The 18,852-nt window shown below is 64.6% G+C and carries 20 protein-coding genes; 15 read left to right on the plus strand and 5 right to left on the minus strand.

Translation table 11 applies throughout. From position 1 onward, the window contains the following. Positions 1 to 5: 5 nt before the first annotated feature. Positions 6 to 278 carry a PsiF family protein gene (locus JQ635_RS21215; protein ID WP_211411732.1) on the minus strand — a complete coding sequence of 91 codons (273 nt, stop codon included), beginning with the start codon at positions 276 to 278 and terminating at the stop codon, positions 6 to 8. Between the two features lie 211 nt (positions 279 to 489). Here JQ635_RS21215 and JQ635_RS21220 point away from each other — a divergent pair, with 211 nt between their 5' ends. Further along, the gene (locus JQ635_RS21220; protein WP_211411733.1) at positions 490 to 981 is read left to right on the plus strand and encodes a hypothetical protein; all 492 of its coding nucleotides are present in this window, start codon (positions 490 to 492) and stop codon (positions 979 to 981) included. A 63-nt stretch (positions 982 to 1,044) separates the two neighbouring features. On the opposite strand, the gene JQ635_RS21225 is transcribed toward JQ635_RS21220, so the two are convergent. Next, positions 1,045 to 1,593, minus strand: coding sequence for a TetR/AcrR family transcriptional regulator (locus JQ635_RS21225; protein ID WP_211411734.1), 549 nt, complete (start codon positions 1,591 to 1,593; stop codon positions 1,045 to 1,047). A 109-nt stretch (positions 1,594 to 1,702) separates the two neighbouring features. On the opposite strand from JQ635_RS21225, the gene JQ635_RS21230 reads away from it, so the two are divergent. The 5 genes from JQ635_RS21230 (at position 1,703) to JQ635_RS21250 (ending at position 4,509) form a co-directional block, all read left to right on the plus strand. After that, positions 1,703 to 2,131, plus strand: a complete 429-nt coding sequence (locus tag JQ635_RS21230) for an acyl-CoA thioesterase (RefSeq protein ID WP_211411735.1) — start codon at positions 1,703 to 1,705, stop codon at positions 2,129 to 2,131. A 3-nt stretch (positions 2,132 to 2,134) separates the two neighbouring features. Continuing rightward, entirely contained in the window at positions 2,135 to 2,611 is a 477-nt protein-coding gene (locus tag JQ635_RS21235) for a PaaI family thioesterase (RefSeq protein WP_211411736.1), read from the plus strand. Positions 2,612 to 2,655: 44 nt separating this feature from the next. After that, positions 2,656 to 3,039, plus strand: a complete 384-nt coding sequence (locus tag JQ635_RS21240) for a CidA/LrgA family protein (protein WP_211411737.1) — start codon at positions 2,656 to 2,658, stop codon at positions 3,037 to 3,039. Next, positions 3,036 to 3,758, plus strand: coding sequence for an LrgB family protein (locus JQ635_RS21245; protein WP_211411738.1), 723 nt, complete (start codon positions 3,036 to 3,038; stop codon positions 3,756 to 3,758). The genes JQ635_RS21240 and JQ635_RS21245 overlap by 4 nt, the downstream gene beginning before the upstream one ends. 88 nt (positions 3,759 to 3,846) lie before the next feature. Continuing rightward, a complete protein-coding gene (locus JQ635_RS21250) occupies positions 3,847 to 4,509 on the plus strand; it encodes a DsbA family protein (RefSeq protein ID WP_211411739.1) in 663 nt (220 codons plus the stop codon). Between the two features lie 83 nt (positions 4,510 to 4,592). Here JQ635_RS21250 and JQ635_RS21255 read toward each other — a convergent pair whose 3' ends face one another. The 3 genes from JQ635_RS21255 to JQ635_RS21265 form a co-directional block, all read right to left on the minus strand. Next, complete coding sequence (locus JQ635_RS21255; RefSeq protein WP_211411740.1) at positions 4,593 to 4,799, minus strand: hypothetical protein; 207 nt, start codon at positions 4,797 to 4,799, stop codon at positions 4,593 to 4,595. Between the two features lie 82 nt (positions 4,800 to 4,881). Then, the gene (locus JQ635_RS21260; protein WP_211411741.1) at positions 4,882 to 5,952 is read right to left on the minus strand and encodes a phospholipase; all 1,071 of its coding nucleotides are present in this window, start codon (positions 5,950 to 5,952) and stop codon (positions 4,882 to 4,884) included. A 21-nt stretch (positions 5,953 to 5,973) separates the two neighbouring features. Continuing rightward, complete coding sequence (locus JQ635_RS21265; protein ID WP_211411742.1) at positions 5,974 to 6,945, minus strand: S1C family serine protease; 972 nt, start codon at positions 6,943 to 6,945, stop codon at positions 5,974 to 5,976. A gap of 286 nt (positions 6,946 to 7,231) precedes the next feature. Between JQ635_RS21265 and JQ635_RS21270 the strand changes: the two genes are divergently transcribed. The 9 genes from JQ635_RS21270 (at position 7,232) to JQ635_RS21310 (ending at position 18,671) form a co-directional block, all read left to right on the plus strand. After that, entirely contained in the window at positions 7,232 to 8,650 is a 1,419-nt protein-coding gene (locus JQ635_RS21270) for a M20 family metallopeptidase (protein WP_211411743.1), read from the plus strand. Positions 8,651 to 8,912: 262 nt separating this feature from the next. Beyond that, a complete protein-coding gene (locus JQ635_RS21275) occupies positions 8,913 to 10,703 on the plus strand; it encodes a peptide ABC transporter substrate-binding protein (protein ID WP_211411744.1) in 1,791 nt (596 codons plus the stop codon). Between the two features lie 29 nt (positions 10,704 to 10,732). Next, a complete protein-coding gene (locus tag JQ635_RS21280; protein WP_211411745.1) occupies positions 10,733 to 11,692 on the plus strand; it encodes an ABC transporter permease in 960 nt (319 codons plus the stop codon). Continuing rightward, positions 11,658 to 12,575: an ABC transporter permease gene (locus tag JQ635_RS21285; RefSeq protein WP_211411746.1), complete on the plus strand. Its 918-nt coding sequence runs from the start codon at positions 11,658 to 11,660 to the stop codon at positions 12,573 to 12,575. Before JQ635_RS21280 ends, JQ635_RS21285 begins: the two co-directional genes overlap by 35 nt. Beyond that, positions 12,575 to 13,570 (plus strand): ABC transporter ATP-binding protein, encoded by a 996-nt coding sequence (locus JQ635_RS21290; protein ID WP_211411747.1) that lies wholly within the window; start codon positions 12,575 to 12,577, stop codon positions 13,568 to 13,570. The genes JQ635_RS21285 and JQ635_RS21290 overlap by 1 nt, the downstream gene beginning before the upstream one ends. Continuing rightward, positions 13,567 to 14,535 (plus strand): ABC transporter ATP-binding protein, encoded by a 969-nt coding sequence (locus JQ635_RS21295; protein WP_211411748.1) that lies wholly within the window; start codon positions 13,567 to 13,569, stop codon positions 14,533 to 14,535. The genes JQ635_RS21290 and JQ635_RS21295 overlap by 4 nt, the downstream gene beginning before the upstream one ends. Before the next feature lie 228 nt (positions 14,536 to 14,763). Further along, a complete protein-coding gene (locus JQ635_RS21300) occupies positions 14,764 to 15,900 on the plus strand; it encodes a TRAP transporter substrate-binding protein (RefSeq protein WP_211411749.1) in 1,137 nt (378 codons plus the stop codon). A 204-nt stretch (positions 15,901 to 16,104) separates the two neighbouring features. Next, the gene (locus JQ635_RS21305; RefSeq protein WP_211411844.1) at positions 16,105 to 16,773 is read left to right on the plus strand and encodes a TRAP transporter small permease subunit; all 669 of its coding nucleotides are present in this window, start codon (positions 16,105 to 16,107) and stop codon (positions 16,771 to 16,773) included. After that, positions 16,773 to 18,671 carry a TRAP transporter large permease gene (locus tag JQ635_RS21310; protein ID WP_211411845.1) on the plus strand — a complete coding sequence of 633 codons (1,899 nt, stop codon included), beginning with the start codon at positions 16,773 to 16,775 and terminating at the stop codon, positions 18,669 to 18,671. Before JQ635_RS21305 ends, JQ635_RS21310 begins: the two co-directional genes overlap by 1 nt. The last annotated feature ends 181 nt before the right edge of the window (positions 18,672 to 18,852 follow it).

The raw sequence follows: 18,852 nt of genomic DNA on the forward strand, positions 1-18,852 counted from the left end.
CGGATTTACTTCTTGTCGGCGGGCGCAGCGGTGCCGGCCTTCGCTTCCTTCATGCACTCGCGGCGAAACTTCTTGCGCTCCTTGCCCTTCAGGGCCTTGGCATCCGCCTGCTTGGAGCATTCGAGCGACTCGGCCGAGCGCTCCTTCGGAGCCGCCTTCTTGTCGGCGGTGGCAGCGGCATCGGTCTTGGCAGCTGGCGCTGTGGCCTGCGCGAAGGCGGAGCCGGAGGCGAGCAGGGAGACGAGGACGGCGGCGGCGAGGCGAGAGGCGAGGGTCATGATGTTGCACTCTTCTTGCGAATTGCGAAGGGCTGGAACGTCGGCTTGCGATGCTGAACGCGACATGAATGATTTGGATGGTGCGATCACTATATTTTTGCGGCGAAAGCCATCGCTTCCTTGTCGCGAGCCGGCGGCACGCTAGGATAGCAATCCTCGTTTCACTTCCCCCAAAGGGAAGATCAAGGGAAGACCAAGGAGGAGATCAGGGATGACCAATCAGACAAAATTGCTGTGTGCGATTGTGACTTCGGGTGTCGTGGCATTGATGGCCGCCGCCCCGGCGCAGGCGCTGACCTCGCAGGAGTGCAGCGCGAAATATCAGGCCGCCAAGAAGGACGGCTCGCTCGGCACCATGAAGTGGAACGACTTCCGCAAGGCCCAGTGCGGTGCCGATGCGACGCCCGCCGCTGCGCCGACCGCGGCTGCTCCGGCCGCACCTGCCGCTCCGGCCGAACCGAAGCAGGCCAAGAAGGAGGCGGCTCCCGCCGCCGCGCCGACGCTGCCGGCCGGCCCCGCGATCTATCCGAATGCGGTCGATCCGAAATACGCCAAGGAGCCCGCAGGCAAGGCGCGCCTGCACACCTGCGTCGACCAGTACAATGCCAACAAGACCACCAACGGCAATGGCGGCTTGAAGTGGATCCAGAAAGGTGGCGGCTATTACAGCGAATGCACCAAGAAGCTGAAGGGCGCCGCCTGAGCTTCGACGGAACGGGATGCGATGGCCGGGGCAAAGCTCCGGCCATTTTCGTTTGATCCGAGTCTAGTCCAGGAGCTTCTCGGCCGACTTCGCCACGAGCTGCGAGCGCTTGCGCGGGCCGCGCTCGACGAACAGCAGGCTCTGGCCGAAGATGAAGCAATAGAACAGGAAGGCCTGCGCCTCGGCTTCCTCGGCCTCTAAGCCGGTCGCGCGATAGAGCTCGGCAACGTGCTTGAGCCGCGCTGCGTCGACGCTCGCCACTGCCGCCGCGGCGTTCTCGTCCGCGCGCGCCCATTGCCGGATCGCGAGCTCGATCGCCATGCCTTCCGGATTGAGGCGCTCGGAATAGAGCTGGATCACCGCCTTCAGCCGCTCGCGGGGTGCCTCGCCATCGAGGCTCGTCTGCTGCGCGATCGACGCCGCGCGCCCCTCGCGCCAGCGTTCCAGCATGGCCTCGAGCAGCGCGGCGCGGTCGGCGAAACGGCGGTAGAAGCCACCCTTGGTGACGCCGAGATTCTTGGCGAGCACCTCGACCCTGACACCCTCGACCCCCGAGCGGGCGAGCTCGGCGAACCCCGCCTCGACCCAGACATCGCCCTTGCCGTCACTCATGAAGGAAGCCTCACCAGTTCTTGATACGGTACCGTATTGCTAGCGCGCCGGAGCCCTGATACGCTACCGTATCAACAAGCAAAGAGCAGAATGGCAGGGAGAAAATGCGATGGAGCGGGAGGCGACCTATCGCGGCACGGTTTATCCGTGGCAATGCGACCATGTCGGCCACATGAACATCATGTGGTATGTCGGCAAATTCGACGAGGCCAACTGGAACCTGTTCGCCCGCCTCGGGCTGACGCCGAGTTACCTGCGCAGCTCCGGGCGCGGCATGGCCGCGGTCCAGCAGAACATCGTCTACAAGCGCGAGTTGCTCGCCGGCGACATCGTCGAGATCCACAGCCACCTGCTTGAGGTCCACGACAAGTCGATCCGCTTCCGGCACGACATGCGGAATGCCGAGACCGGGGAGATCGCCGCGACGTGCGAGATCACCGGCGTGCATCTGGACCGTCAACTCCGCAAGTCCGCGCCGTTCACCGATGCCATCCGCGAGATCGCGATGAGGCATCTCGCTGAACCCGCGGAGGCCTGAGCCATGGCTGCGTTCGAGCCGAAAAACCCGGGCTATCGCGCGGCGACTGTCGCCATGTTCGACGCCCAGCCGGCGATGCGCACGCTCGGCATCGTGATCGTCCGTCTCGCGCCGGGCGAGGTCGAGCTGGCGATGCTGCATGCGCCGGCCTTCACACAGCAGAACGGTTTTATCCATGCCGGCATCATCACGGCCGGGCTCGACAACGCCTGCGGCGTTGCCGCCTTCACCTTGATGCCGCCGGAGGCCGATATCCTCACCGTCGAGTTCAAGACCACGCTGCTCGCGCCCGCCCGCGGCGAGCGTTTCGTCTTCAAGGCCGAGGTGGTCAAGCCCGGCCGCACGCTCACCTTCTGCGAGGCAAAGGCCTTCGCCGAGCATGACGGCAAGACCACACTGATCGCGACGATGACCGGGACACTGATGGCGATGTTGCCTCGCCCTGCGACTTCGCATGAACCGCGCGCGTCCCGCGCATAGCGGCGATTGACAAGCCTGGCGGCGCGTTCCTTGATGCGAACGCCATGCTTGCAAGTCTCGGCCTCATCCTGCTCTGCCAGTTGATCGGCGAAGCCGTCGTGCGCGGCCTCGGCCTGCCATTGCCGGGACCCGTGCTCGGACTGCTGCTGCTCCTGATCCTGCTGCTCGCGCGCGACCGCTTTGCGTTGTTCGCGCACGGACCGCTGCGCGACAACGGCATCGAGACGGCGAGCAAGGGCCTTCTGGCCCATCTCTCGCTGCTCTTCGTGCCGGCCGGCGTCGGCGTCGTGCAGAAGCTCGACCTCCTCGCCTCTCACGGCATTGCCATCGTCGTCGTGCTCGCGCTGTCCGTGGTCGTCACGCTGCTCGCGACTGTGCTGACCTTCCGCCTCGTCAGCCGCCTGTTGAGGCAACAGGACGCGCGATGACGGACAACCCGTTCTCGCTCTGGGTCTATCTCTCGCAGTCCCCGCTGCTATGGCTGACCGTGACCCTGCTGGTCTATGCGAGCACGGATGCGGTGTCGCTGGCGACGCGGCGCCATCCGCTCGCCAATCCCGTGCTGCATGCGATGTGGATCATCGGTGCGTTCCTGCTCCTGACCGGCACCTCCTACACGACCTATTTCGCCGGTGCGCAGTTCGTGCACTTCCTGCTGGGACCCGCCACCGTCGCGCTCGCCGTGCCGCTCTATGAGAACCGCAGGCGCGTGGTTTCATCCATCGTGCCGATGCTGGTGGCGCTGGTCGCGGGCTCGGTCACGGCGGTGGTGTCGGTGGTGCTGCTGGCCGAGCTCGCCGGCCTGCCGCGCGACGTGGTGCTGTCGCTGGCGCCGAAATCCGTCACCGCCGGCGTCGCCATGGGCATCGCCGAATCCCTGCACGCCGATCCTTCGCTGGCGGCGGTCGCGGTGATCCTGACCGGCATCATGGGCGCGATCATCGTGACGCCGCTGATGAATCGCACCGGCATCACCGATTACCGGGCTCGCGGCTTTGCCGCGGGCCTTGCCGCGCACGGCATCGGGACGGCGCGCGCCTTCCAGGTCGACGAGATCGCCGGCGTCTTCTCCGGCATCGCCATGAGCCTGAACGCTTTGGTGACCTCGTTCCTGGTCCCCTTGGCGGTCACGCTGCTGGTGCGATGACATCGCCGCCGCGACACTCTATATGGTCGGTAACAATTCCCGGTCCCAAACCGTATTTGCCGAAGATGGGACCGAAACGGGACGAGATATGACTGGATCTTGGAGTAAGAATCGCCTGGTGCCGACCCGGCGCGCGGCGCTGGCGCTGATCGGGGCGGGCGCGCTCGTGGTAGGTGGAATCACTTCGGCGCGGGCAGCCGCCGCCGATGACGAGGTGCTGACCGAAACCAAGGTGCTGCGCGATCCTGATACGCCGGTCGCCGGCAATCCCGACGGCAACATCACGATCGTCGAATGGTCCGACTACAACTGCCCCTATTGCCGCAAGCTCGAGCCCGAGCTGCGCCAGGTCGTTCAGGATGACGGCAAGGTGAGGCTGGTGATGAAGGATTGGCCGATCCTCGGGCCGGTCTCGGTCACGGCAGCGCGGATCGCGCTCGCGGCCAAATTCCAGGACAAGTACCACCAGGCCCATGACGCCATGATGGGCGTCTCTTCGCGTCTGACCGAGCCGCGCATCAACGAGCTGCTCGCGGCCGCCGGCGTCGACATGGACCGGTTGAAGCGCGATCTCACCGGTCATGCCAAGGACATCGACGCCATCCTCAAGCGCAACAACGAGCAGGCCGAAGCCTTCGGTTTCCGCGGCACCCCGTCCTTCATCGTCGGCAAGTACCGCGTACCCGGCGTGCTCAGCATGACCGAATTCGAGCAGGTCATCGCCGATGCCCGCAAAGCCAAGATGAACTGACGCGCGCGATCGTTGAGCGCAGCCAACATGAAGGCGCCGCCGCGGACCCGCGACGGCGCCTTGTTCATGTCGCTCGGACGGAATTACTTGGACGAAATCCGGATCCAGTCCTTGTGGGCGCGATCACGCAGCGCTTCCCAATCGGCCTTGGCGACATCCCAGTTCACGATGGTGCGATTGGTGGTCGCGACCTCGCCATTGGCGACCGACGAGGTCTGCATGGAGTCGTGGACATAGACGCCGCCTGCAAGCAGCAGCGCGCCCAGGATCATTCCGAAAAAAGTTCTCATAGCAAGCCTCCGGTGTCGCGCCGATAACGTCGGCACGGTGCGATGGTTCCGCGGCCATGCGGCGCATCTAAGGAGAAGTTGTTCATTTCCCATTCAGCCACGCCATCAGCTCCGCGTTGATCTCGCGCGGATAGGTGTGGCTGAGGTCGTCGATCTCGCGGTAGGTGACGTCGGCGCCGGCGGCGGAGAGCGCAGTCTGCGTCTGCCGCGCGGTCTGCACCGGAAACATCCAGTCGAGCTTGCCGTGGGTGATGAAGATGGGCAGCCCCCGCATGCGCGCGGCGTCCGCCATCTCCGCCATTAGCGGATGGAAGGTCGCCGAGACCGGCGCAAGATGCGTGAAGGACGAAGCACTCTCAAGGCCGGTGACGTAGCAGAAGGTACCGCCATCGCTCATGCCTGTCAGCAGCATGCGCGAGGCGTCAATGCTCCAGCGGCTGCGGACGCTCTCGAGGATGCGCATCAGGTTCGGCGTGTCAGCGTCGTCGCCCATCAGTGCCCAGGTCGGGCCGGTCGCAGTCGGTGCCACCAGGATCGCGCCGAGACTGCGGGCGTCGCGCAGCCAGCTCCAGAGAAAGCCGCGGCCGTTGCCGCTGCCGCCATGCAGCGCGATCACCAGCGGCATGGCGCGGTCGGGCCTGTAATATTCGGGGACATAGACCGAGAAGCCGCCGCGGTTGCCGGGCTCGTTGTGGTCGTGGAAGATGCCGGTGTGCTCGCTCGCGCCGGCTTCCAGCCGCGTCAGCAGATCCTCGTTCTCGCGATTTGCGGTGTTGAGGAAGAAGCTGCTTACCGGCGGAAATTGCGCCGCTAGGGGATAGAGCGCCTCCTGCGCGCGCGGCACGTGGCGTAGCGCGCGAAAGACGGCGACGAGATCGCCATTGCCGCGCTCGACCTCGCGGATGCCGGCAAAGGCGGCGAGTGTCTCGTTGCAGGCGCGATCGAGTCGTTCGCGCAACCCGGCGAACTGCTCCGGCCATTCGCCGATCGCGGCGTGTGATATCTGCAGCGCTTCGTCCGGCGCACCGATCGCGTTCATCACCGAGGCAAAGGCCGGCGGGTGAAAATGCCGCTGGAAGAAGCCGAGTGCTTCAAGCGCATTGAGCAGCGGCGGCAGTACGGCCACGATGTCGTCGATCACGGCCTCGCTCATCGCGGCTTCCCTGGCTTGGGGTCAATGTAGCTTCGGCGCCTTCAAAAGCTTGAAGCGGTCGGTCGAGGTCACCGTGACGTCGAAGGTGACGCCCTCATGATGGATGGTCAGCGGCACGTCGACGCCGGCGGCGCCGAGAGCCCACATCTTCCTGTAGAACGCAGTCTGGCTCGTGATCTTCTCGCCGTCCACGGCGAGGATGACGTCGCCGGTCTTGAGCTCGGCGCGTGCGGCCGGGCCGTTGGCGGAGATCCCGATCACCACCACGCGGTTGTCGATCTCGGTCGAGTAGAGCCCGAGCCAGGGCCGGGACGGCTTGTTGACGCGGCCGAACTTGCGCAGATCCTCCAGGATCGGCTTCAAGAGGTCGATCGGCACGATCATGTTGACGTGCTCGGCCTTGCCGTCGCGTTCACGCTCGAGCTGCAGCGAACCAATGCCGATCAACTCGCCGCGTTCGTTGAGCAGGCCGGTGCCGCCCCAGTTCGGGTGCGCGGGATAGGTGAAGACGGCTTCATCCAGGAGATATTCCCAGTAGCCGGCGAATTCCTGCTTGGCCACGATCTGGCTCGCGACCGATCGCGTGCGGCCGCCGGCGCCGCCGACCACGACGCGGTCGCCGATGCGGGTATCGGCCGAATTGCCGAGTGGCAAGGGTTCGACGTCGAGCTCGCCGAGTGCCTGCACGAGGCCGAAGCCGGTGACGGAATCGAAACCGAGCGCATGCCCCTCGACGACGCGTCCATCTGCGAGATGCAGCCACACCGATTCCGCCTCGGTGATGAGATAGCCGATGGTGAGCACCAGCCCGTCGTCGATCACGACGCCGTTGCCGGCGCGTTCGGTGCCCAGCGTCTCGGCGCTGAATGCGTCCGGCGGGACGATGGCGTGCAGGCCGACGACGGAAGCGAGTGCGCGATCGAGATCGAAACCGTAATCGCTTGCACGCGGCTGATTGGCCGGCGGCACTCTCCATTCGGTCAGGGCGGGCATGGAGTTCTCCTGGCTGAGTGCATCGCGCCGCCACTCATGCGGGACGACGCGCGAAGCACGGATAATTTAGGCCGGAGAGGGCCGTCTTGAAAGCCTCGTTCCTCAACTATTCCGGAGGGCCGCATGAAATCTTCGAAACGCACGGAAACGCCTCGTGCACGGGGGGCGGGCAACCGCGCGATCCGGCACCGGCCGCATGGCTGCTGTCCGGCGAGGTGCTAGGCGGGCTGCAATGAAGCTGCTAACCATTGCCGCTTCGTTTGACCAAGGGATCACGGACCGAAGCATGGATAACCGCAGCGACATCTGGCGTGGCGTCGACACGATCAAGGCGCGTTTCATCGACCTCAGCGACAAGGTCTGGGGCATGCCGGAGGTGTGCTACACCGAGGCGCGGTCTGCCGCCGAGCATCTCGCGGAGCTGCGCCATCAGGGCTTCCGCATCACCGAGAAGGTCGCGGGCATTCCGACGGCGGTAATGGGCGAGTGGGGCGAGGGCGGGCCGGTCATCGCCTTCATGGGTGAATATGACGCGTTGCCAGGGCTCAGCCAGGAGGCGGGCGTCGCGGAACACCGTCCGGTCGAGACCGGCGGCCACGGCCATGGCTGCGGCCACAACCTGCTTGGCTCCGCCGCGCTGCTCGCCGCGACCGCGGTGAAGGACTGGCTCGCCGAGAACAAGGTGCCCGGCCGTGTGCGCTATTACGGCTGCCCGGCCGAGGAAGGCGGCGCGGCAAAGGCCTTCATGGTGCGCTCCGGCGCGTTCGAGGACGCCGACATCGCCATCACCTGGCATCCGCACAGCTTCTGGGAAGTGGCGGTGACGCCGTCGCTCGCCAACACGCGCGCCGACTTCATCTTCACCGGCCGCACCTCGCATGCGGCGGCCTCGCCGCATCTCGGCCGTTCCGCGCTCGATGCCGTGGAACTGATGAATGTCGGCGTGAACTACATGCGCGAGCATATGCCGAGCGATGCACGCGTGCATTACGCGTTGCTCGACACCGGCGGCATCGCGCCCAACGTGGTGCAGGCGCATGCGCGCGTGCGCTACTCGATCCGCGCTCGCGATCTTCCCGGCATGAACGAGCTGGTCGAGCGCGTGTCCAAGATCGCGCAGGGGGCTGCGCTGATGACCGAGACCAAGGTCGAGATGAAGATCATTTCCGCGGTCTCCAACATCCTGCCGAACGCGCCGCTCGAGCAGGCGCTGCATCGGGTCATGGAAGAGCTCGGACCGCCGCATTTCGACGATGCGGACAAGAGCTTCGCCACAGAGATCCGCGCGACACTGAGCGACAAGGACATCTCCTCGGTCTATTACGCGATCGGCATGGAGCCGACCGATCGGCCGCTGGCCGACTTCCTGGTGCCGCTCGACGCCAAGCGCAACCCGCTGGTCGGCTCGACCGACGTCGGCGACGTCAGCTGGGTGGTGCCGACCGTGCAGGTTCACGCACCCACGGTTGCAATCGGCACGCCCTTCCACACCTGGCAGGTGGTGGCGCAGGGCAAGAGTCCGCACGCGCACAAGGCCATGGTGCAGGCGGCCAAGGCGATGGCCGGGCTCGGCATCAAGGCGCTGACGGATCCCGAACTGATCAAGGCCGCCAAAGCCGATCTTCAGAAGCGCACGGCGAAGACACCTTACGTATGTCCGCTGCCGGACCACGTCGCGCCGCCGCTCGATATGTCCGTGGTGTAGAATTTCGTCTCGATACTTCGTCTGATCCGGCGAACAAATTTTCCGCAGTGCAGCGCGGTTTCCGGCGCATTTTGGCGCCGGATTGCCAAACGCTTGGGCTGCGGAACATGGTTTTGCCCAACGGACAGCCAGAAGACCGTTTGCATACACACGGTCCCAGTTGACGTGCCCCCTAATCGGTGTGCCATCTACCGCCAGCCAAACTCGGCGGCCGCGTCTTGCGGCCGCCTGCATCCATACGGGAACCAGACGGGGGACAACCATGCTGGATAAAGAACTGCGTTCGATGATCGGTCAGGTGAAGGACGGGCGGATGGATCGCCGCGCCTTCATCAAGCGCCTCGCCGCGGTCGGTCTCACCGCCCCCCTGGCCAACCAGATCCTGGCGCTTGGCGGCGTCGCCATGGCTGAAGGTCCCTCGGTCTACAAGCCGACCAAGCGCGGCGGCGGCGGTGCGCTGAAGCTGTTGTGGTGGCAGGGCCCGACCTTGCTCAATCCGCACTTCGCCACCGGCACCAAGGACCAGGACGGCTCGCGCCTGTTCTACGAGCCGCTCGCCTGCTGGGATCCGGACGGCAACATGAAGCTGGTCCTGGCGTCCGAAATTCCCTCGACCCAGAACGGCCTGCTCGCCGCCGACGGCAAGTCGGTGACGTGGAAGCTGAAGCCCGGCGTGAAGTGGCATGACGGCAAGCCGTTCTCCGCCGACGACGTCGTCTTCACCTGGGAATACATCATCGATCCCGCGACGGCCGCCGTCACGGTCGCGACCTATCGCGACATCACGGTCGAGAAGGTGGACGATCTGACGGTCCGCCTCACCTTCAAGAAGCCGACGCCGTTCTGGGCGGATGCCTTCGTCGGCGCAACCGGACAGATTCTGCCCAAGCACCTGTTTGCCGAGTACAAGGGGTCCAAGTCGCGCGAGGCGCCGAACAACCTCGCGCCTGTCGGCACCGGCCCCTACAAATTCATCGAGTTCAAGCCCGGCGATCTCATCCGTGGTGAGATCAACAAAGACTATCACATGCCGAACCGGCCCTATTTCGACACGCTCGAGATGAAGGGCGGCGGCGACGCCGTCTCGGCCGCGCGCGCGGTGATCCAGACCGGCGAGTACGATTTCGGCTGGAACATCCAGGTCGAGGACGACGTGCTGTTGCGCCTGGAGAAGGGCGGCAAGGGCAAGACCATCTACGCCGTCGGCGGCGACACCGAGTTCATCGCGCTCAACTTCACCGACCCCAACACCGAGGTCGACGGCGAGAAGTCGTCGATGAAGACCAAGCATCCGCTGTTCTCCGACCCCGCCGTGCGCAAGGCGATGTCGCTGCTGGTCGATCGTGATTCCATCAAGAAGGCGATCTACGGCCGCGCCGGCCGCACCACCGCGAACTTCCTCAACGGTCCGGAAAAGTTCGTCTCCAAGAACACCTCCTGGGAGTTCAGCATCGAGAAGGCCTCGAAGATTCTGGACGATGCCGGCTGGAAGCCGGGCGCGGACGGCATCCGCGAGAAGGACGGCAAGAAGCTCAAGCTGCTGTACCAGACCTCGATCAACGGCCCGCGCCAGAAGACGCAGGCGATCGTCAAGCAGGCCTGCCAGAAGGCCGGCATCGACGTCGAGCTGAAATCGGTCGTGGCCTCGGTGTTCTTCTCGTCGGACGTCGCCAATCCCGACACCTACGCGAAATTCTACGCCGACATCGAAATGTTCCAGATCCCGATGAGCCAGCCGGATCCGGCCCAGCACATGCGTCGCTATCATTCGAGCAACGTCGCCACCAAGGAGAACAAGTGGCAGGGCACGAACTTCCCGCGCTTCGTCAACAAGGACTACGACGCGGCGATCGACGCCGCCGACGGCGAGATGGATCCGGTCAAGCGCGTGGCGCTCTATATCAAGGCCAACGACATCCTGTTCCAGGAGACCGTGTTCATTCCGGCGCAGCACCGGCTCAAGGTGGAGGCAGCCTCGAACACGCTGCGCCCGGTGATCTCGGGATGGGCCAACGAAACCGACAATCTGTTCGACTGGTACCGCGAGGAATGATCCCCCAGCTCTAGACGGGGCCTTCCCTCATGAGTCAATACGTCCTGCGTCGCCTCCTGATCGCGATTCCGAGCTTGCTCGGAATCTCGGTCGTGCTGTTCGTCGTGCTTGCGCTCGCCCCCGGCGACCCGTTCTCTGAACTGGCGACGAACCCGAACGTGCCGCCCGAGGTGCAAGCCGCACTCCGGGCCAAGTTCGGTCTCGACGATCCGATCCACCTTCGTTACCTGCACTGGCTCAACGCCATGCTGCACGGGGACTGGGGCTTTTCCTTCGTCAGCCGGATGGACGTCGACACGCTGATCCTCCAGCGCCTGCCGGCCACGCTTTACGTGATCGGCTCGGCGCAGATCCTGGCGCTGCTGATCGCGATTCCGGTCGGGGTCTATGCCGCGACGAAGCCTTATTCGTTGTTCGATCAGATCGCCAACACGCTCGCCTTCGTCGGCTTCTCGCTGCCGACCTTCTTCACCGGCATCCTGTTCATCTTGATCTTCTCGGTCACGCTGGACTGGTTGCCCTTCGTCTACACCACCGATATCAAGGCCACCGGCATTCGCTGGATGCTGGAGATGATCCGTCAGGCCATCATGCCGGTGGCTGTGCTCGGCCTGTTCCAGGCGGCGTCGATGACGCGCTTCGTGCGCTCGGCGATGCTCGACGTCATCAGGCTCGACTACGTCACTACGGCGCGGGCCAAGGGCCTCGGCCAGGCCACGGTGATCGTCAAGCACGTGATGCGCAACGCCATGATCCCCGTGGTCACACTCATCGCGTTGCAGATGCCTGCGGTGTTCGGCGGCGCCATCGTCACCGAGCAGATCTTCCGCATCCCCGGCATCGGCTCGCTGCTGATCTCCTCCATCCTTTCCAACGACACGCCGGTGGTGATGGCCGTCACCTTCGTCTTCGCGTGCCTCGTGGTGCTGTTCAACCTCATCGCGGACGTCCTTTATGGCTGGCTTGACCCTCGCATCTCCCTCCGCTGAGCGGGGCGTCTACTCGCCCTGGCGCGAGACGTGGCGGCGCTACAGCCGCCACAAACTCGCCGTCGTCAGCGCCTTCCTGCTCCTCATTCTGGTGCTCGCCGTCGTGGTTGGGCCCTTCGTGTGGCGTGTGAAGATCAACGACATCGACATCGTCGCCGGCATGCAGGGCCCCTCGCTCGCCCATCCCTTCGGCACCGACGATCTCGGCCAGGACATTTTGGCGCGCATGATCTATGGTGGCCGCATCTCGCTCGCGGTGGGGCTCGCCGCGATGCTGGTCTCGGTCTTCATCGGCACGCTGATCGGCGCGCTCGCGGGCATGTCGCGCGGTGCGCTCGGGCACGGATTGATGTGGCTCACCGACCTTTTCCTGTCGTTGCCGCAACTGCCGCTGCTGCTCCTGCTCATCTATCTCTTCCGCGACGGGCTGAAGCAGGTGTTCGGTCCCGAAGGCGGCATCTTCATCCTGATCGTGCTCGTGATCGGGGGCTTGCGCTGGATGCCGGTGGCGCGGCTCGTGCGCGCGCAGTTCCTGTCGATCCGCGAGAAGGAGTTCGTCGAGGCGGCCCGCGCGCTCGGCGCCAGCCCGGTGCGGCAGGTGGTGCGCCATATCCTGCCCAATGCGGTCGGCCCGGTGATCATTGCCGGCACCATCGACGTCGCCGCCGCCATCATCGCGGAATCGACGCTGTCCTTCCTCGGTCTCGGCTTTCCGCCCGATACTCCGACCTGGGGCCGGCTGCTGTATGATGCCAAGGATTTTCTCGATATCGGTCCGCACTGGGCGCTGTTCCCGGGCGGGGCAATCTTCATCGCGGTGGTCGCCATCAACTTCATCGGCGACGGCCTGCGGGATGCGCTCGATGCGCGACGGGTGATCTGATGGCGCCGCTGCTCGAGATCAAGGGCCTGAAAACCCACTTCTCCACCGACGACGGCATCCTCCAGGCCGTCGACGGCGTCGACATCTCCATCAACAAGGGCGAGACGCTCTGCGTCGTCGGCGAATCCGGCTGCGGCAAGACCGTCACCGCGATGTCGATCCTGAAGCTGATCGCGATGCCGCCGGGCCGGATCGCGGCCGGCCAGATCATCTTCGAGGGCCGCGATCTCGTGCCGCTGACCAGCAATCAGCTCGACGAGATCAGGGCCAAGGAGATCGGCTTCATCTTCCAGGAGCCGATGACCTCGCTCAATCCGGTGCTCACGATCGGCGAGCAGATCGCCGAGAGCCTGCGCCGGCATGAAGCCGTGACGAAGAAGCAGGCGCTCGAGCGCACCATCGAGATGCTGAAGCTGGTGCAGATCCCCAACGCCGAAGGCCGCGTGCACAATTATCCGCACCAGTTCTCCGGCGGCATGCGCCAGCGCGTGATGATCGCGATGGCGCTCGCCTGCAAGCCGAAGCTGATCATCGCCGACGAGCCCACCACGGCGCTCGACGTCACGATCCAGGCGCAGATCCTCGACCTCCTCCAGGACATGAAGGAGCGCTTCGGCATGGCGGTGATGCTGATCACCCATGCCATGGGCGTCGTCGCCGAGACCGCGCAACGCGTCGTCGTGATGTATGCCGGCAAGGTGGTGGAGGAAGCGCCTGTCGACGATCTCTTCAGTGATCCCCGTCACCCCTATACGCAAGGGTTGATCCGCTCGATCCCGCGTATCGACCTCGACAGCGAGCACAAGACGCGGCTAGAGGCGATCGGCGGCTCGGTGCCGATCCTGATCAATCCGCCGGTCGGCTGCCGCTTCGCGCCGCGCTGCAAGTTCGCCATGAATGTCTGCACCGAGAAGGAGCCGCTGCTGCGCGAGGTTTCGCCCGGCCATCGCATGGCCTGTCACCTCGGCGATACGAATCTGGGAGCCGCGTCATGAGCGAACCCTTGCTCCGCGTCAGCGGCCTGAAGAAACATTTCCCCGTGCTCGGCGGCCTGCTGTCGCGCCAGGTCGGCAGCGTCTATGCGGTCGACGGCGTGTCGTTCTCGGTCAATCGCGGCGAGACGCTCGGCCTCGTCGGCGAATCCGGCTGCGGCAAGTCCACCACGGGCCGCTGCGTGCTGCGCCTGATCGAGCCGACCGACGGCGAGGTCACCTTCGATGGCCAGGATGTGCGCAAGCTCAGCGGTACTGACCTGCGCGCGATGCGGCGGAACATGCAGCTGGTGTTCCAGGACCCGTTCGCCTCGCTCAATCCGCGCATGACGGTCGGCGCCATTCTCGGCGAGGCCTTCACCATCCACAATCTGGCCTCGTCTGCCAAGGAGCGCGAGGAGCGCGTCGCGGGCCTCTTGGTCAAGGTCGGCCTGAAGGCCGAGCACATGCGGCGCTACCCGCACGAATTCTCCGGCGGCCAGCGCCAGCGCATCGTGATCGCACGCGCGCTCGCGGTCGAGCCGAAGCTGATCGTCTGCGACGAGCCGGTCTCGGCACTCGACGTGTCGATCCAGGCGCAGGTCATCAACCTCCTGGAAGACCTCCAGGCCGAGCTGAACCTGACCTATCTCTTCGTCGCCCACGACCTCTCGGTGGTCGAGCACATCTCCGATCGCGTCGCGGTGATGTATCTCGGCCGCATCGTCGAGCTCGCCAAGGCCAGCGACCTCTACCGCAATCCGCAGCATCCCTATACCAAGGCGCTGCTATCGGCGGTGCCGGTGCCCGATCCCAAGCTCAAGCGCGAGCGCATCCGGCTCAAGGGCGACGTGCCGAGCCCGATGAAGCCGCCGTCAGGCTGCCACTTCCACACCCGCTGCCCGATCGCCCAGCCGCGCTGCGCCGAAAGCGCGCCCGAGCTGAAGGAGGGGGCGGGCGGACACTTCGTGGCGTGTCATCTGGCATAATGGTGCGGTGCGGCGCGTCATGCGCAGCAGGCGCGCTTTACGCTGCCGCCTAATTTAATCCGACAGGCGGGGAATAATTCGAACAGGCGAGTTGGCGGCGTCCTGCACGCCCTCCGCGTCGTAACGTCGCATCGTCAGGAACTTTCTTGCCAAAGTCCGGCGCAAGTCCTCGTCTTCTCCTTACAAAAAAGGGGCGATCCGTCACGGATCGCGCTGAGGGAGGACATCATGACGAAGACGAGCAAGGACGGCGCGTCGACGCGTCGCCGTTTCCTCAAGACTGCCGCTGCCGGGGCGGCCGCCACTGTCGCCGCGCCAACCATCGTCCAGGCGCAGGGGCCGATCAGCATGCGTTGGCAGAGCACCTGGCCGGCCAAGGACATCTTCCACGAATACGCGCTCGACTATGCCAAGAAGGTCAACGACATGACTGGCGGCGACCTCAAGATCGAGGTGCTTCCCGCCGGCGCTGTGGTGCCGGCCTTCGGCCTGCTGGATGCGGTGTCGAAGGGCACGCTCGACGGCGGGCACGGCGTGCTCGTCTATCACTATGGCAAGCAGAACGCGCTGGCGCTGTGGGGCTCGGGTCCGGGCTATGCGATGGATGCCAACATGCTGCTCGCCTGGCACCGCTATGGCGGCGGCAAGGAGCTCCTCGAGAAGCTCTACGCCTCGATCGGCGCCAACGTCGTCTCGTTCCCGTACGGGCCGATGCCGACCCAGCCGCTCGGCTGGTACAAGAAGCCGATGACCAAGGTGGAGGATTTCCAGGGCCTGAAATTCCGCACCGTCGGCATCTCCATCGACGTGTTCAGTGGCCTGGGCGCAGCGGTCAACGCGTTGCCGGGTGGTGAGATCGTTTCGGCGATGGACCGTGGCCTCTTGGATGCGGCCGAATTCAACAACGCCACATCCGATCGCGTCCTCGGCTTCCCGGATGTTTCCAAGATCTGCATGCTCCAGAGCTACCACCAGAACGCCGAGCAGTTCGAGATTTTGTTCAACAAGACCAAGTTCGACGCGCTGCCGGAGAAGATGAGGGCGATCATCGCCAATGCTGTCGACGCGGCCGGCCAGGACATGGCCTGGAAGGCGATCGACCGCTATTCCAAGGACTACGAGGAGCTGCAGACCAAGGACAAGGTCAAGTTCTACAAGACGCCGGACTCGATCCTCCAGAAGCAGTTGGAGGTGTTCGACCAGGTGGCCGAGAAGAAGTCGGCAGAGAACCCGCTGTTCAAGGAGATCGTCGAATCGCAATTGGCCTTCGCCAAGAGGGCGACGCAGTGGGAGCAGGATACGGTGGTCAGCCGCCGCATGGCCTACGCCCACTATTTTGGTCCCAACGCCAAGAAGAAGAGCTAGCAGGCTCATCGCACGATCGAAGCGTCATCCGGGACCGCAACCCGGAGGGCGCTTGTCTCGTCTCTAAAGCGCGATGGAATCAGGATGAATCGCCATCGCGCTTTAGGTTATTGTTTGAGTATGGTCTTTTCGGAAAACCGCTGCACACTTTTCCGGATCATGCTCTAGTCAGCAGTGACGCCAGGATTGGCGGTGGCAACGCACATGAATCCGCAGCGCCTTCTGTACACCATTGACGCGATCAGCACGTGGACCGGCAAGGTCGCGGCCTGGCTGGTCGTGGGCCTGATGGCGCTGGTCTGCGCCGAGGTCTTCAAGCGTTACATCCTCAACATGCCGACCGCCTGGATCTTCGACGCCTCGAACATGCTGTATGGCACCCTGTTCATGATCGCGGGCGCCTATACGCTGGCCCAGAACGCGCATGTTCGCGGTGACTTCCTCTACTCCTCGATGCGGCCGCGCACCCAGGCGAGCCTCGACCTCGCGCTGTACTTCGCCTTCTTCCTGCCCGGCATCGCCGCGCTGGTCTATGCCGGATGGGACTATGCGCTGGATTCCTGGCGCATCAACGAGCATTCCAACGTCACCGCCGAGGGGCCGCCGGTCTACCAATTCAAGTTCATGATTCCGCTCGCGGGCGCCCTGGTGCTGCTGCAGGGGGCAGCCGAAATCGCCCGCTGCGTGATCTGTCTCAAGACGGGGACCTGGCCGAGCCGGCTCGCCGATGTCTCCGAAATCGATGTCATCGAGGAGCAGCTCGCGCACAGCGAACATGTTGACGAAGAGGCGCGGAAGGCAGCGATCGCACGCGCACAGGACATTGAGGAAAGCGCGCGGCAGCGCGGAATGGGCGGGGACCTGCAGGGATGATCAGCGATCCGGCACTCGGCCTCTTGATGCTCGTCCTCATCGTGGTCGTGATCATGATGGGCTTTCCGACCGCCTTCACCCTGATGGGGCTTGGCATGTTCTTCGGCTTCTTCGCCTATCACCGGGCGGGCGAAGCGTGGGGCGACAACCACATCTTCGACCTGATGGTTCAGCGCACCTATGGTGCGATGACCAACGACGTCCTGATCTCGATCCCTCTGTTCGTGCTGATGGGCTACGTCATGGAGCGCGGCGCGCTGGTCGACAAGATGTTCTACTCGATCCAGCTCGCCTTCCGCCGCGTGCCTGCCTCGCTCGCGGTGGCGACGCTGATTGTCTGCACGTTCTGGGGCATCGCAAGCGGGCTCGTCGGCGCGGTCGTGGTATTGATGGGCGTCATCGCCTTCAATCCGATGCTGAAGGCCGGCTATGACGTCAAGCTCGCCTCCGGCGTCATCACCGCCGGCGGCACGCTCGGCATCCTGATTCCGCCCTCGGTGATGATCATCGTCTACGCGGCCGTGGCCGGACAGTCGGTGGTGAAGCTCTACGCGGCGGCGATGTTTCCTGGCTTCTTCCTGGCCTTCCTCTATCTCGTCTACATCGTCGGCTGGGCGCTCCTCAATCCGAAGATTGCGCCGAAGCTTCCCGAAAGCGAAGTCACGGTTCCGGTCCGTCCGTGGATCGTCGCGCTGCAGCAAGCCTATTCGCGCAAAGTGCTGCCGGCGCTCGTTGCGGCGCTGGTGGCGCCTGCGAGGATCGTCAATGCCGGCGTCGAGGGCGCCCGCGTCACCTATTTGACGCTCGTGAAGAGCCTCGGCTACGCGCTGGTGCCGCTGGTCCTCACGCTCGCAACGCTCTGGGCCGCCTGGTGGTACGTCGTGATCCACCAGCAGGCTGACATTCAAACGCCGGTCGCGGCCGCGACGCAGCAACAGCCGCGCGCAGAGGAGACGCTCCAGCCGCTCGGCGCGGGCGCCCAGCAGCAGGAGAGCGCCGAAGAAAAGCTCGAGGAGCTCGGCGGCGCCGCCAGCCGGTCGGAGAGGGCCACGACGAACGAGCCCGAGGTGCTCCAGCAGATGGGCAGTGCCGAGTTGCGGGGCAAGATCACGGCCGCGCCCGCGGAGTCCGGACCGCCGCCCGAGTTCTATACTTATTTTGCCGTCGTCGCCGGCATCTGCGCGCTCATGCTCCTCTATTATTACTGGACCATGGAGGCCGAGCAGTTCGAGGTGCTGCGGCTCCTGGTCATGTCCGTGATGCCCCTCGGCATCCTGACGGTGGTCGTGCTCGCCGTGATCCTGTTCGGCATCACCACCGCGACGGAATCGGCGGCAGTGGGTGCGGCCGGCGCCTTCCTGCTCGCATTCCAGGCCCGGACGCTGGACTGGAAGCGCACCAAGGAAGCGGTGTTCCTGACCGCCAAGACCACCTCGATGGTGTGCTGGCTTTTCGTGGGCTCGGCGCTGTTCTCGGCGGTGTTCGCGATCCTCGGCGGCCAGGCGCTGCTCGAAAGCTGGGTGCTCTCGCTCAACATGTCGCCGGTCCAGTTCATGATCCTGTCGCAGGCGATCATCTTCCTGCTCGGCTGGCCGCTGGAATGGACCGAGATCATCGTGATCTTCGTGCCGATCTTCCTGCCGATGCTGAAGCACTTCAACATCGATCCGATCCTGTGGGGCGTGCTGGTCTTCGTCAACCTCCAGGCCGCATTCCTGTCGCCGCCCGTGGCGATGTCGGCGTTCTATCTGAAGGGCGTGGCGCCAAAGCACGTCACGCTCAACCAGATCTTCTCCGGCATGATGCCCTACATGCTGATCGTGATCGTCTGCATGGTGTTCATGTACATCTGGCCCGGCCTGACGCTGTGGCTGCCGAACTATCTGTACGGAAGTTGAGCATCGAACGTCTCAGTGCTTTGCCGGCCTGGAATCCAGCCCCTCGAAACGAAGGCCGGCGCACCCCCGTTCGACGCTTCCATGGGCGGCATGGATCCGCCGGCCGCCCCTTGGGCGAAGGAGTAAGCGGAAAAAAACCTCTCGGACTGTGAAGCATCTTACACCACATGCCTTCGATGGT

It is taken from the genome of Bradyrhizobium iriomotense (genome assembly GCF_018130765.1).
Taxonomy (GTDB): Bacteria; Pseudomonadota; Alphaproteobacteria; order Rhizobiales; family Xanthobacteraceae; genus Bradyrhizobium; species Bradyrhizobium iriomotense_A.